Source organism: Streptosporangium heterodermiicola (genome assembly GCF_051390675.1).
In the GTDB taxonomy this organism is placed as follows: domain Bacteria; phylum Actinomycetota; class Actinomycetes; order Streptosporangiales; family Streptosporangiaceae; genus Streptosporangium.
Genome location: NZ_JBPJSR010000002.1, coordinates 371,553 through 384,730 on the forward strand (window position 1 = coordinate 371,553; position 13,178 = coordinate 384,730).

12 protein-coding genes are annotated in these 13,178 nt (G+C 71.0%); 6 read left to right on the plus strand and 6 right to left on the minus strand.

The genetic code is table 11. The annotated features are described in order from the left end of the window. Positions 1-27: 27 nt before the first annotated feature. Both ACSC1Q_RS05475 and ACSC1Q_RS05480 read right to left on the minus strand, forming a co-directional pair. Positions 28-1,332, minus strand: coding sequence for an acyltransferase family protein (locus ACSC1Q_RS05475; protein WP_436757539.1), 1,305 nt, complete (start codon positions 1,330-1,332; stop codon positions 28-30). Then, complete coding sequence (locus ACSC1Q_RS05480) at positions 1,325-2,065, minus strand: alpha/beta hydrolase (protein WP_436757540.1); 741 nt, start codon at positions 2,063-2,065, stop codon at positions 1,325-1,327. The genes ACSC1Q_RS05475 and ACSC1Q_RS05480 overlap by 8 nt, the downstream gene beginning before the upstream one ends. 189 nt (positions 2,066-2,254) lie before the next feature. On the opposite strand from ACSC1Q_RS05480, the gene ACSC1Q_RS05485 reads away from it, so the two are divergent. Beyond that, positions 2,255-2,782, plus strand: coding sequence for a GNAT family N-acetyltransferase (locus tag ACSC1Q_RS05485; RefSeq protein WP_436757541.1), 528 nt, complete (start codon positions 2,255-2,257; stop codon positions 2,780-2,782). A gap of 13 nt (positions 2,783-2,795) precedes the next feature. On the opposite strand, the gene ACSC1Q_RS05490 is transcribed toward ACSC1Q_RS05485, so the two are convergent. Next, positions 2,796-3,452, minus strand: coding sequence for a response regulator transcription factor (locus ACSC1Q_RS05490; RefSeq protein WP_436757542.1), 657 nt, complete (start codon positions 3,450-3,452; stop codon positions 2,796-2,798). A gap of 25 nt (positions 3,453-3,477) precedes the next feature. Then, the gene (locus ACSC1Q_RS05495) at positions 3,478-4,791 is read right to left on the minus strand and encodes a sensor histidine kinase (RefSeq protein ID WP_436757543.1); all 1,314 of its coding nucleotides are present in this window, start codon (positions 4,789-4,791) and stop codon (positions 3,478-3,480) included. Between the two features lie 259 nt (positions 4,792-5,050). Here ACSC1Q_RS05495 and lon point away from each other — a divergent pair, with 259 nt between their 5' ends. Then, positions 5,051-7,420 (plus strand): endopeptidase La, encoded by a 2,370-nt coding sequence (lon, locus tag ACSC1Q_RS05500; RefSeq protein WP_436757544.1) that lies wholly within the window; start codon positions 5,051-5,053, stop codon positions 7,418-7,420. 150 nt (positions 7,421-7,570) lie between these two features. Here lon and ACSC1Q_RS05505 read toward each other — a convergent pair whose 3' ends face one another. Together ACSC1Q_RS05505 and ACSC1Q_RS05510 are read right to left on the minus strand one after the other, a co-directional pair. Then, positions 7,571-8,008: a GbsR/MarR family transcriptional regulator gene (locus ACSC1Q_RS05505; protein ID WP_436757545.1), complete on the minus strand. Its 438-nt coding sequence runs from the start codon at positions 8,006-8,008 to the stop codon at positions 7,571-7,573. Continuing rightward, positions 8,005-8,823, minus strand: coding sequence for an alpha/beta fold hydrolase (locus tag ACSC1Q_RS05510; protein ID WP_436757546.1), 819 nt, complete (start codon positions 8,821-8,823; stop codon positions 8,005-8,007). The genes ACSC1Q_RS05505 and ACSC1Q_RS05510 overlap by 4 nt, the downstream gene beginning before the upstream one ends. Before the next feature lie 199 nt (positions 8,824-9,022). On the opposite strand from ACSC1Q_RS05510, the gene ACSC1Q_RS05515 reads away from it, so the two are divergent. The 4 genes from ACSC1Q_RS05515 to ACSC1Q_RS05530 all read left to right on the plus strand — a co-directional run bounded on the left by ACSC1Q_RS05515 (position 9,023) and on the right by ACSC1Q_RS05530 (position 13,150). Beyond that, positions 9,023-9,985, plus strand: a complete 963-nt coding sequence (locus tag ACSC1Q_RS05515; protein WP_350966732.1) for a methionine ABC transporter ATP-binding protein — start codon at positions 9,023-9,025, stop codon at positions 9,983-9,985. Continuing rightward, positions 9,982-10,638, plus strand: coding sequence for a methionine ABC transporter permease (locus ACSC1Q_RS05520; protein ID WP_436757547.1), 657 nt, complete (start codon positions 9,982-9,984; stop codon positions 10,636-10,638). Before ACSC1Q_RS05515 ends, ACSC1Q_RS05520 begins: the two co-directional genes overlap by 4 nt. Positions 10,639-10,808: 170 nt before the next feature. After that, positions 10,809-11,414 (plus strand): ubiquitin family protein, encoded by a 606-nt coding sequence (locus tag ACSC1Q_RS05525; protein ID WP_436757548.1) that lies wholly within the window; start codon positions 10,809-10,811, stop codon positions 11,412-11,414. Positions 11,415-11,614: 200 nt separating this feature from the next. Continuing rightward, on the plus strand, positions 11,615-13,150 hold the full coding sequence (locus ACSC1Q_RS05530) for an acyl-CoA synthetase (protein WP_436757549.1): 1,536 nt from the start codon (positions 11,615-11,617) through the stop codon (positions 13,148-13,150). The last annotated feature ends 28 nt before the right edge of the window (positions 13,151-13,178 follow it).

Here is a 13,178-nt window from a genome sequence, read left to right on the forward strand (position 1 = left end):
CAGTGTCACAAAACTCGGGCCACCCCGTCAAGCCGATGACGACACCCTGTCATTAAATCTCCCGCGCTTTGATCCCGGAAGCCACGCGAGCGCGAGAACGGCCGCGAACACCGGGAACCAGGCCAGCCGGTGCAGCAGCCAGACCGGCTCGTCGGGCACCGCAAGCAGGCCGGGCACGTCGCCGAAGCGCAGGGCGGCGACGGCGAGCACGGCCACCGCGCTCTGGTGCCACAGGAAGAGCGTCATCGCCGACAGGTTGGCCAGCGCGACCACCGCCCACAGCCGGGGACGCCGCATCAGCCGGGCCAGCGGCGCGCGTACCAGCAACGCCAGCCCCACCTGGGCGAGCCCGAAGCAGACCACGGCCAGGCTGGGCGGGCTGAGGTTGGAGACCGCGTCCCCGGTCACGCCCACCATGCTCGCCGGGTACCCGAACCCGCCGACCAGCAGCACCGCCCCGGCCGCCCCGCCGGCCAGCAGGCCCGCCGCCACCCGGCGCGAGGTGAGCGCCCCGCCCGCCCAGGCGATCCCCAGCGCGTACGGGACCAGCCATCCGGCCGCCAGGTTCGCCCACCCGGCCCAGGCGGGAGCGCCGAGCCCGAACCTGGCCAGGTCCACCCCGAGCACGACCGCGAACGCCACGGCGGCCGTGACGACCGGGTGCGCGCGCAGGAGGAGGGGAGTCGCCGCCGTCAGCGCGGCGAAGACGGCCATGAACCACAGCGGCCCGATCGCCGGGACCACCATCACCCTGATCGTTCCCGCCGAGGTCCCGCGCAGCGCCATCCCCGCCGCGATCCCCGCCCAGACCAGGGCCAGCGGCACCACCGGCCGCAACAGCCTCCCCATCCTGGCCCGCACCCAGATTCCGCCCGGGTACGCGCCGCCCCCGGCCTCCCGACGCGAACCGGGTGTCGTCGCGGGACCCGTACCGCGTGACGGAGTGGGGGGAACCACGGAGCCCGGCTCACGCGCCTCCGAGGGCTCGCGCCCCTCCGAAGGCTCACGGACCTTCAAGGGCCAGCGGGCCGTCGAGGATCCGGGGGCCTTCGAGGCGCGCGTCGCCGCCGAGCGGAGACCGCGCGCCGCCGCGTAGCCGCCGACGAAGAAGAAGAGCGCCAGCGTCTGGAACACCCACGACAGTGGCGTGACCCCCGGCAGGTGGGCGAGCGGGCTGGACAGGTGAACCGCCCCCGCCGCGCCCGGTGCCCACGCCGTCACCAGCCAGTGCCCCAGCACCACCCCCAGGATCGCCAGCGCCCGCAGCGCGTCCACCCCGCGGTCCCTGCCCTCGGGAGTGGCCGCCTCGATCCCGGCCGCGAGACTAGCCACGGGACACCTCGCCGCCACGGCCGAGCGCGATCAGGGTCAGGTTGCGCAGGGACTCGCCGCCCGGTTCGAGATACTCGCTGTGCCCGGCGGGGCCGGTACCGAACAGGCGGGCGCCGAAGGCCGGGGCGGCGGGGTCGGGGCCGAAGCCGAGCGGCCCGATCCTGAGCTTGGGCACCTCGCGCATCCAGTCGCGGGCTCCGCTGCCCGCCCACAACCGGGTGCCGCCCAGCTCGGCGGCCGACGAGACGCCCAGCCCCGGGCTGCCGAACACGGCCGTGTCCGCGACCCCGGACCCGGGCACGGCCCCGGCGCACACCACCGAGCCGTAGCTGTGACACAGCAGGCTGACCCGTTTCCCCCTGAGCGTCCCGGTGACGTACCGCCGCAACTCCACCGCGCCCCGTTCCGCGGCACCGCCGGTCATCACACCGAGGCTGAGCGTCGCCGGGCTGTCGTAGCCGAGCCAGGCGACCACCGCCAGCCTCGCCCCCGGATCCAGTGCCCGCGCCTCGGCCAGCAGCGCCCGCGCCCCGCCCCCCGGCGTGCTGTACGGCCTGGCCCTGCCGCCGTCGAAGGTGGCGGCCGTGGTGTCGGCGCCGGGGACGACGACCGCGACGTGCTCGGCCGTGCCGAGGTCGCCGTAGATCCGCACCACCCGGTCGCCCGCGGGCGGCGGGACCGTCACGTAGGCGAGCGCCGCGGCGACGGCCACGGCGAGCGTGCGGCGGAACATGCGAGCCTCCTGTCCGATCCGAAGAACCGGACAGAACGCTAGAAATCGCGGCCCGTAACCCGCGTCACCCCGAGGCGCTCACCTTCCCCGTCCCCCTCGGGAGCGAGGCGGTCGACCCCGGATCGACCCCAGGCCGCTCCCGGACCGAGGGACGTCGCCCTGAACGGCCCCGGCGATAAACTCGGCCGGATGGAGACGGAACGGTTGATCATGCGCAGGTGGCGGGATGACGACCGGGAGCCGTTCGCGGCCCTGAACGCCGACCCCGAGGTGATGGAGCACTTCCCGGCCCCGCTGACCAGGCCGCAGAGCGACACCATGGTCGACAAGATCGAAAGGGCCTTCGACGAGCAGGGCTACGGCCTCTGGGCGCTGGAGGTCGGGGAGACGGGCCGGTTCATCGGCTTCACCGGCCTGATGTGGCAACGGTTCGAGGCGCCCTTCACCCCCGCCCTGGAGGTCGGCTGGCGGCTGGCCAGGCACGCCTGGGGGCACGGGTACGCCGTGGAGGCGGCCAGACAGGCCGTCGCCGAGGGCTTCGCGGTGGCCGGGGTGGACGAGATCGTCTCCATGACGACCGTGCGCAACACGCGCTCGCGAGCGGTGATGGAACGGCTGGGCATGACCCGCGACCCGGCCGACGACTTCGACCACCCGTCGGTGCCCGGCGGCCATCCGGTGCGTTCCCACGTCCTGTACCGGCTCGGGCGCCCCTGACAGTGGGCGGGAGTCACTCGCCCGGACGGACCAGGCCCGTCTCGTAGGCGTGGACGATCGCCTGGGCGCGGTCGCGGAGGTTCAGTTTCGCGAGGATGCGGCTCACGTGGGTCTTGACGGTCTGTTCCGACAGGACGAGCTCCTCGGCGATCTCCTGGTTGGACCTGCCCCGCGCGATGAGGGCGAGCACCTCCGTCTCCCGCTCGGTGATGTCGTCCAGCCGCCCGCGCGGGCGGCTCGGGCCGATGCGGGCGAACTCCGCGATCAGCCGCCTGGTCACCGAGGGCGCCAGCAGCGCCTCCCCGGACGCCACCACCCGGACCGCTTCGGCGAGCTGCTGCGCCGAGGCGTCCTTGAGCAGGAACCCGCTCGCCCCGGCCCGCAGCGCCTCGTACACGTAGTCGTCGAGGTCGAACGTCGTCAGGATCAGGATCTTCGGCGGAGGGGCGACGGACTTCGTGATCTCCCGGGTCGCCGCGAGGCCGTCCATCACCGGCATCCGCACGTCCATCAGCACCACGTCGGGCCGCAGCTCGGTCACCCGCGTCACGGCCTCGCGTCCGTTGGCGGCCTCGCCGACGACCTCGATGTCGGGCTGCGAGCTCAGGAACACCGTGAAACCGGTTCGTACCATGCCCTGGTCGTCGGCGATGAGCACCCGGATCGTCATCGAAGCTCCTTGAGCGGGGAGGGGGTCACGCGTCCTCGGTGATCGGCAGTATGGCGGTGACCGCGAAGCCCGTCCCGGTCGGGCCGACCCAGAGCTTCCCGCCGAGCACGGACACCCGTTCACGCATCCCGATCAGGCCGTGCCCCATGTGACCGGGTTCCCCGGAGGAGCGGTGCCCGGCGCTGTTCGTCACCTGGACGTGCAGCTCGGCGCCGTACCGGGCGATCTTCAGCGAGACGGTGGAGCCGGGGGCGTGCCGCATGGCGTTGCTGAGCGACTCCTGGGTGATCCGGTAGGCGGACAGGCTCACCGCGGTGGGCAGCCCGGTCAGGTCGCCGATGAGTTTGAGCGTCACCTCGATCCCGGCGGAGCGCGCGGTGTCGACGAGTTCCTCCAGGCGGCCGAGGCCCGGCTGCGGCGCGGTGTCGATGTGCCCGTCCCCCTCCCTGAGGACGCCCAGCACGCGGCGCATCTCGGTCATGGCCGCGAGGGAGAGCGCGCGGATCTCCCTCAGCCCCTCCTCCAGGCGCCGCGCGTCCCCGGAGGCCTGCAGCGGGACGGCCTCGGCCTGGATGGCGATCACCGACATGTGGTGGGCGACGACGTCGTGCAGCTCCCTGGCGATCCTGGCCCGTTCTTCCAGCGTGGCCTGGGCGGCGAGGGCCCGCTCGCTGCGCCGTTCCTCCTGGGCCAGCAGCCCGGCGGCGAGCCGGCGGGCGCGTACGTTGTAGCCGAACAGGACGGTCGCCGTGATCATGCCTGTGATGACGGCCATCGAGTCGGGGTCGGTCATCCAGGCGCCGAGGACCGAGACGATCCACACGCCCACGGTGATGTGCCGCTCACATCGGACCGCGACCGCGTAGACCACGAGTGTGTACATGACCGAGGTGGACCCGGTGTAGGGGGTGTCGCCGAGGAACTGCCGCGAGACGACCGTCCCCAGGGGAATGAGCAGGAAGGCCGACCGCCAGGCGACGAGCGGCCATCGGTCGCGCAGCGCGAGCGGCAGGGAGAAGGCCAGGGCGGCGAACATGAGCCCCTCCTGGTCGAGGGGGGAGTGCGCCGCGGCCGCCTCGGTCTGGAGGTAGGACAGGCCGCCGCCGAACAGGACGGCGGTCAGTGCCAGGTCGCCCAGCAGGACCAGGTCGATCGTCCGGAACGGCAGCAGCCCCAGCGCGCGCGGCACGCGACGGGTGAGACGGCGCGATCGGGGCCGGACCCGGTCGGGCGCCCCGGTCACCAGTGCTTCGGTGATCGGGTGGGCGAGCCGTACGGCGGTCTTCCACACCGGCTGCGCGCGCCGTGCGAGGAACTGGCGCGCGGGGCTGGAGGTCACCGGAACAGCCTAGGCAGGGTGGATCACCTCCACGTCCCACCGTGGGGTGACATCTCGGCATCACCTGAAGGAGCCACCCGGACTCTCCGCGCGGCCGTCCGGGCACTCGCGGTTACTTTGAGTGACAGAAGCGGGCTGGAATGCTAACTCAAGGTAACGATTACACAATTACGATCGCTCACAGCGAACTCGCTCAAGCTCGGGAACATTCTCCGGCTCCCATTAATTGAGTGTGTATAACTCAACCCTTGGAGTTCACATGAGTGAGAGCTTGATCCTCCCGGTCCTGCCGCTCGACGACGAGGTCGTGCTGCCGGGCATGGTGGTCCCGCTTGACCTGTCGGAGACCGAGGTCCGGGCCGCGATCGACGCGGCGCAGGCTCTCGCTGACAACAAGCCCGAGGTCCTTCTCGTTCCCCGGATCGACGGCAGATACGGCTCGGTCGGTGTGAGGGCGATCGTCGAGCAGGTGGGCAGGCTCCCCGGGGGCGAGCCCGCGGCCGTGGTGCGCGGTGTCGGCCGGGTCCGGGTGGGCACCGGCACGACCGGCCCCGGCGCGGCCCTGTGGGTGCAGGTCACCGGCATCCCCGCCGTCGCGGCGGGTGAGCGCGCCCACGAGCTCGCCAAGGAGTACAAGGCGCTGGCCACCACGATCCTGCAGAAGCGGGGCGCGTGGCAGGTCGTCGACGCGGTCAACCAGATGGACGACCCCTCTGTCCTCGCCGACAACTCCGGGTACGCCCCCTGGCTGAGCACCCCGCGCAAGGCCGAGATCCTTGAGACCGCCGACCCCGCCGACCGCCTTTCGATGCTGGTCGAGTGGTCCCGCGAGCACCTGGCCGAGCTCGACGTGGCCGAGACGATCCGCAAGGACGTCCAGGAGGGCATGGAGAAGCAGCAGCGCGAGTTCCTGCTCCGCCAGCAGCTCGCCGCCGTCCGCAAGGAGCTCGCCGAGCTGAACGGCGACACCTCCGCCTCCGAGGAGGAGGACTACCGCTCCCGCGTCGAGGCCGCCGACCTGCCCGCGAAGGTGCGCGAGGCCGCGCTCAAGGAGGTCGACAAGCTGGAGCGGACCTCCGACCAGTCCCCCGAGACCGGCTGGATCCGCACCTGGCTCGACACCGTCCTCGACATCCCGTGGAACGACCGGACCGAGGACTCGTACGACATCGCCGCGGCCCGCGCCGTCCTCGACGCCGACCACACCGGCCTCGACGACGTCAAGGACCGCATCATCGAATACCTCGCCGTCCGCGGGCGCAGGGCCGAGAAGGGCCTCGGCGTGGTCGGCGGGCGCCGCAGCGGCGCCGTGCTGGCGCTCGCCGGTCCCCCCGGGGTCGGCAAGACCTCCCTCGGCGAGTCCGTGGCCCGCGCCATGGGCCGCAAGTTCGTCCGCGTCGCCCTCGGCGGCGTGCGCGACGAGGCCGAGATCCGCGGTCACCGGCGCACCTACGTCGGCGCCCAGTCCGGCCGGATCGTCCGGGCCATCCGCGAGGCCGGCTCGATGAACCCGGTCGTGCTGCTCGACGAGGTCGACAAGGTCGGCTCCGACTACCGGGGCGACCCGACGGCCGCGCTGCTGGAGGTGCTCGACCCCGCGCAGAACCACACCTTCCGCGACCACTACCTGGAGGTGGAGCTCGACCTCAGCGACGTGCTCTTCCTCGCGACCGCCAACGTGCTGGAGGCCGTCCCCGGCCCGCTGCTCGACCGCATGGAGATCGTGACGCTCGACGGCTACACCGAGGACGAGAAGGTCGCCATCGCCCGCGACCACCTGCTCCCGCGCCAGCTCGACAAGGCCGGCCTCACCGCGGAGGACGTCACCGTCGGCGACGACGCGCTGCGCAAGCTCGCCGGCGAGTACACCCGGGAGGCCGGGGTCCGGTCCCTGGAGCGCTCGATCGCGAGGATCCTGCGCAAGGTGACGGCCAACGTCGCCCTCGGCGAGAGCGAGCTGCCCGTGACGGTCGGGGACCTCGTCCCCTACCTGGGCCGCCCGCGCAACGTGCCGGAGTCCTCGCTCCCCGAGTCCAGCCAGCGCACGTCGGTGCCCGGCGTGGCCACCGGGCTGGCGGTCACCGGGGCGGGAGGCGACGTCCTCTACGTGGAGGCGTCCCTGGCCGACCCCGAGACCGGCGACACCGGCCTCACCCTGACCGGCCAGCTCGGCGACGTCATGAAGGAGTCGGCCAGGATCGCGCTCTCCTACCTGCGCTCGCGCGGCGCGGAGCTGGAGCTGCCGGTCGCCTCCCTCAAGGACCGCTCGGTGCACGTCCACTTCCCGGCCGGAGCCGTTCCCAAGGACGGCCCGTCCGCGGGCGTCACCCTGATCACGGCCCTGGCCTCGCTGCTCTCCGGCCGCCAGGTCCGCGGTGACGTGGCCATGACCGGCGAGGTCTCCCTCACCGGCCGGGTGCTCCCGATCGGCGGGGTGAAGCAGAAGCTGCTCGCCGCCCACCGGGCGGGCATCACGACCGTGCTGATCCCGGCGCGCAACGAGCCCGACCTGGACGACGTCCCGCAGGCCGTCCGCGACGAGCTCACCGTGCACACGGTGAGCGACGTGCGCGAGGTCCTGGAGATCGCGCTCACCCCGGCCAAGGTGGCCCAGCACACCGCCGCCTGACCCGCGCTCCTGCGAGCCCGCCCGCCCCTCCCTCGCCGGAGTCCTCACCGGAGGGGCGGGCCGTCCGCCGTATTCGGGTCGTCCGCCGTATTCGGGTCGTCCGCCGTATCGGGGTCGCCCGGCGAGCCGGGGCGACCCCGATACGGCGGATCACCGGCGGTGTCTGTCGAGCAGCTGGCTTCCGACGTCGACATAGCCGGAGAACAGCCCGATCACGTCGTGGAGCCGGTCCTGAGCCGGGCCGGGACTCACCAGGGTCTCGCCGTCGCGCAGGGCGGCGATCAGCGCTCTGGCTCGCGTGTGGCTCGCCTCCAGCAGCGACTCGATCCCTCCCGTGGCTTCGACCAGGAGCCTGCGACTGCCGGGCTGCGGTGTCACCTTGGCGAGTCCCCAGGAGTCCAGCTGCCGCACGGCGGTGCTCACCGCTCCCTTGCTCAGTTCGAGGTCGGCGGCGATCGCGTCGAGAGAGGACGGCTCCTCGGTGACCAGCAGCAGCCCGTAGACGCGGCCGGTCGCGTGGGGAAGGTTCCACGAGGCCAGCAGGTCACCCACCGAGGTGATGAACGCGCGACGCCTGGCCGCGCTCACCGCCGTGCCCGCTTCGGCGCCGGGACCGTACGCAGGAACGCCTCGATCGCCGCGTTGACCGTGTCGGGGTCGTCCTGGTTGGGAATGTGGCCCGCACCGGGGATGACGACCTCCTCGACGCCCTCGGCCCGGGCCCATCTGGGCATGGCCGAGGCGATGTTGCCGGTCCGGTCCCGCTCGCCGCGGATCAGGCACAGCGGCACCGGCGTGCGGTAGTGAGGATCCGGGTCGAGAAGTCCGGCGGTCGCCCGCCACACCTGGACGAACTCCTTCTTCGACAGCAGGGAGAACGCTCGTCGCACGTCCGCCCGCGCGTCTTCCGTCTCCGCGGAGGCCCTGGCCATCACGTCCGGCAGGCGTCCGGCCGGGATCGCCGCCAGGCTCGGCGCGGCCATCCTCAGCAGCAGGCGCTCGCCGCGCGACAGCGGTGCGGTGTTCCACGTCGCGTCGATGACGACCAGCGCGCGGGCGAGGTCCGGATGCCGCCGGACGATCGCCTGGCCGATGTTGCCGCCGAGGGACTGCCCCACGAGCACCGGCCGGTCGAGCCCAAGATGCTCGACGAGCGCGCACAGGTCCGTGATCGCCCGCTCGGCGGTGAACCGGACACCGGCCGGGCGGGACAGGCCGTGGCCGCGCATGTCCCAGGTGACGACCCGGTATCCCCGGGCGCGCAGGTGTTCGCCCTGGGCGTCGAACATCACGTGGTCGGCCCCGGCGCCGTGCGAGAACACCAGGGGCACGCCGTCGCCACCGCTGTCGGCGTAGTGGAGGGCGCAATCGTGCAGTGAGAGTGTCGCCGATAGATTCACCATTTACTAAATATAGCGAATATGTCTGCGGCGCGGATCGGCGGAACGGGCGACGTGGATGTGTCCCGGCCCGCCGTTCGTCACCCGTGGTCGCCGATCGGTCAGAATTTGCCCGCCGGAGACCGGGAACTCGTGAGGGGTGATCGGTTTCACATAACATGTCGGGAATGAGGGCAATGCGAGGGCGTGTTGGGGACCAGCTGTGATCGATGTGTCTGGCCTGCGGAAGGTCTATCAGGATCGGGGCCGCGAGGTGGTCGCCGTCGACGGGGTGGATCTCCATGTCCGCGAGGGTGAGATATTCGGCGTGCTCGGGCAGAGCGGCGCCGGTAAGAGCACCCTGCTGCGCTGCGTGAACCTGCTGGAGCGACCCACCTCGGGCACCGTCTCGGTGGCGGGCCAGGAGCTGACCGGCCTGCGCGAGGGCGACCTGCGCAGGGCCCGGCAGCGGATCGGGATGATCCACCAGCACTTCGCGCTGCTCTCCTCCCGTACGGTCGCCGGGAACGTCGCCTTCCCGCTGGAGGTCATGGGGGTGGCCAAGGCCGAGCGCGCCAAGCGTACGGCCGAGCTGCTTGAGCTGGTCGGGCTGGCCGACAAGGCGGGAGCGCACCCCGCGCAGCTGTCGGGAGGGCAGAAGCAGCGGGTCGGCATCGCCCGCGCGCTGGCCGGAAGCCCCCCGGTGCTGCTGTCGGACGAGGCCACCTCGGCGCTCGACCCCGGGACCACGCAGTCGATCCTGGCCCTGCTCAAGCGCCTCAACCGCGAGCTCGGCCTCACGATCCTGCTGATCACCCACGAGATGCAGGTCGTCAAGTCGATCTGCGACTCGGTCGCCATCATGCGGGACGGCCTGGTCGAGGAGTCGGGGACCATCGCCGAACTGCTCTCCAGGCCGGGTTCCAGGCTCGCCGCGGAGCTGTTCCCGCTGCCGGAGCCGGAGCCGGGCCACGTCACGATCACCTTCACAGGGCAGGCCGGAGAACCGGTGGTGTCGCAGGTGGTCCGCAAGTTCGACGTGGACGTCAACATCCTCGGCGGAGCCCTGGAGGAGGTGGCGGGCGTCTCGACGGGACGGCTGCGCCTGCTCGTCACCGGTGACGAGCGCGCCGCCGCGCTCACCTACCTGGCCGAACGCGGCCTGCTCGTCGAGGAGGCCCGATGACCTGGGAAGAGATGTTCCCGCTGCTGATGGAGTCGACCGGCCAGACCGTCCAGATGGTCCTGTGGTCGACCCTGTTCACGGTGATCCTCGGCCTCCCGCTCGGGGTGGCGCTGGTCGCCACCGACCGGGGCGGGCTGTTCCCCTCGCCCGCGCTCAACCGGGTGCTCGGTCTGATCGTCAACATCGGCCGCTCGCTGCCCTTCATCGTGCTGATGATCGCGATCCTCCCGCTGACCAGGCTGATCGTCGGCACGACCATCGGCACCATCGCCTCGGTGGTCCCGCTGACGCTCGGCGCGGCGCCGTTCTTCGCCCGGCTGGTGGAGACCGCGCTGCGCGAGGTCGGCAGGGACAAGGTGCAGGCCGCCCAGGCCATGGGCGCCGGGCGCGGGACCATCGTCGGCAAGGTCCTGCTGCCCGAGGCGATGCCCGGCCTGGTCGCGGGGCTCACGGTGACCGTGGTCGCGCTGATCTCGTACTCGGCGATGGCCGGGGCGATCGGCGGGGGAGGGCTCGGGGACCTGGCGATCCGTTACGGCTACCAGCGTTTCGAGACCACGCTCATGATTGTCACCGTCGTCGTGCTGGTCGTCGTCGTGCAACTCGTGCAAACGCTGGGTGACACCGTCGCCCGCCGTCTCGCGCGTAACTGACCGGATTGTCATACTGATCATTTTGCGCTATTTCACGACTTATCCCGTAAGAAATATGATTTGATCATTGGTCTGGCCTCGGGTTTCAAGTGAAGTGAAAGTGACCGGCAATCGGCGCAACGTACAACAAGAGGTGTCAAAATCCTCACTCCCGAGAGGAACCCCTCGAAATGCGATTCGCCAGCCGAATCCTCCTGGGCGCCGGTGTCGCCGCCCTGCTCACCACGGCCGCCCCGGCGATGGCCAACGCCGAGACCGTGACCCCCATCAAGACCGTCGCCACGACCACCTCCGCGACCCCCTACTTCGCCGACAGCTGGGGGCCGTACTCCTCAGGTGACGAGAAGGCGGAGGCCGAGGGCAAGGTCGCCGTGGAGAAGAAGTCAGAGAAGCACTGGTACTGGAAGAAGTACTCGAAGGTCGTCAAGAAGTGCACCTGGTACAAGGGTGAAAAGAAGTGCAAGTGGGTGAAGCAGTGGTTCAAGAAGCGCGCGTGGAAGTGGGAGCACGAATACCACTACACCGTCGATAGCAAGCTCACCAACCACAAGTGGTGGAGCAAGCCCAGGCACTTCTGCGCGTGGGAGACCTTCAAGGTCGTCGGCTTCGACGGCTCGACCACTTTCAAGAGCTTCAAGAACTGCTCGAAGAAGCCCGCCTTCTACTCCTTCTCCGGCACTGACGCCGAGCACATCTACGTCAAGGTGAGCCGGGGCAACCACGGCCACCCGAACGGCTACCAGAGTGGCTGGGAGCACGTCTACAGCCACGCCTGATCCATCCGGCCGGGACGCTCCGGGGCACGGCACCTGATCGGCACGGTCAGGGCGCTCCCGGGCGCGGCACCCGACCCGCACGGTCAGGGCGCTCCCGAGGCCTGACCATCCGCTGGGCCGCGACCTCACCCGAGGTCGCGGCCCAGTCGCGTGGTGCGGGCACTTCTCACCGAACTACTCACCGAGTAATGTTCGGTTTCATGCATCCGGGAGCGATCGCAGCAGTCTCGCCCGACAAACCCGCTGTGATCATGGCGGGCTCCGGACGGGTCGTCACCTACCGTGAGCTGGACGAGGAGTCCAACCGCCTCGCCCACCTCTTCCGCGCCGCCGGGCTGCTGCCGGGTGACCACATCGCCTTCATGCTGGAGAACCACCCGCTGTTCCTGGTGGTCGCGTGGGCCGCGCACCGCTCCGGCCTGTACTACACCGCGATCAGCCCGCGGCTGAAGACCGACGAGCTCGCCTACATCGTCGACAACTGCGAGGCCCGGGTCTTCGTCTCCTCGGCCGCCCTCGCGGAGGTGGCCGTCTCCGTCACCGGCCGCACCCCGGGCGTCGAGCTGAGGCTCATGCTGGACGGCGTGGCCCCCGGCTTCGACTCGTACGAGAAGGCCGTCGCGGCCCATCCCGCCACCCCGGTCGAGGACGAGTGCCAGGGCGTGGACATGCTCTACTCCTCGGGTACCACCGGACGCCCCAAGGGCGTCAAGCCCACCCTCTCCCGGGCCACGCTGGACACCCCCGGGGCGCTGCTGCAGCTTGTCCAGTTCCTGTTCGCGCCCTCCGCCGACAGCGTCTACCTCTCCCCGGCGCCGCTCTACCACGCCGCCCCGCTGCGCTACTGCATGGCCTTCCAGCGCATGGGCGCCACGCTCGTCGTCATGGAGAGGTTCGACCCCGAGCAGGCGCTCGCGCTCGTCGAGAGATACCGCGTCACCCACTCGCAGTGGGTGCCGACCATGTTCATCAAGATGCTCAAGCTGCCCGACGAGACCCGCGCGCGGTACGACCTGTCGTCCCTGACCTGCGCGATCCACGCCGCCGCCCCCTGCCCCGTCCCCGTCAAGGAACGGATGATCGACTGGTGGGGCCCGATCGTCCACGAGTACTACGCGGGCACCGAGGGCAACGGCTTCCTGTACGTCGGCTCCCAGGACTGGCTCGCCCACAAGGGCACGGTCGGCCGCCCGCTGCTCGGCGTCACCCACGTGTGCGACGAGGAGGGCGACGAGCTGCCGCCGCGCGAGCACGGCACGGTCTACTTCTCCGACGGCCCCCAGTTCGTCTACCACGGCGACGAGGACAAGACGCGGGCCTCGCGCGACCCCCGGGGCCGGGGCTGGACCACCCTCGGGGACATCGGCTACCTCGACGAGGAGGGTTTCCTCTACCTCACCGACCGCCGCTCCTACATGATCATTTCTGGCGGGGTCAACGTCTACCCGCAGGAGGCCGAGAACGTTCTCTCCGTCCACCCGAAGGTGGCGGACGTGGCCGTCTTCGGCGTCCCGGACGAGGAGATGGGCGAGCAGGTCAAGGCCGTCGTGCAGCCGCTCTCCATGGACCTGGCGGGCCCGGCGCTGGAGGCCGAGCTGATCGAGTACTGCCGGTCCCAGCTCGCGCCCTACAAGTGTCCCCGCTCGGTCGACTTCCGCGAGGAACTGCCCAGGCACCCCACGGGAAAGCTCTACAAGCGCCTCCTGCGCGACGAGTACTGGCCCGCCGGCTCCTGAGCCTGAGCCTGAAACGTCCGGGGACGGT

Excerpts from the sequence above, each read along its gene's own strand:
- ACSC1Q_RS05480 (WP_436757540.1), bottom strand. The coding sequence starts at position 2,065 with ATGTTCCGCCGCACGCTCGCCGTGGCCGTCGCCGCGGCGCTCGCCTAC.
- ACSC1Q_RS05485 (WP_436757541.1), top strand. The coding sequence starts at position 2,255 with ATGGAGACGGAACGGTTGATCATGCGCAGGTGGCGGGATGACGACCGG.
- ACSC1Q_RS05490 (WP_436757542.1), bottom strand. The coding sequence starts at position 3,452 with ATGACGATCCGGGTGCTCATCGCCGACGACCAGGGCATGGTACGAACC.
- lon (WP_436757544.1), top strand. The coding sequence starts at position 5,051 with ATGAGTGAGAGCTTGATCCTCCCGGTCCTGCCGCTCGACGACGAGGTC.
- ACSC1Q_RS05510 (WP_436757546.1), bottom strand. The coding sequence starts at position 8,823 with ATGGTGAATCTATCGGCGACACTCTCACTGCACGATTGCGCCCTCCAC.
- ACSC1Q_RS05520 (WP_436757547.1), top strand. The coding sequence starts at position 9,982 with ATGACCTGGGAAGAGATGTTCCCGCTGCTGATGGAGTCGACCGGCCAG.
- ACSC1Q_RS05525 (WP_436757548.1), top strand. The coding sequence starts at position 10,809 with ATGCGATTCGCCAGCCGAATCCTCCTGGGCGCCGGTGTCGCCGCCCTG.
- ACSC1Q_RS05530 (WP_436757549.1), top strand. The coding sequence starts at position 11,615 with ATGCATCCGGGAGCGATCGCAGCAGTCTCGCCCGACAAACCCGCTGTG.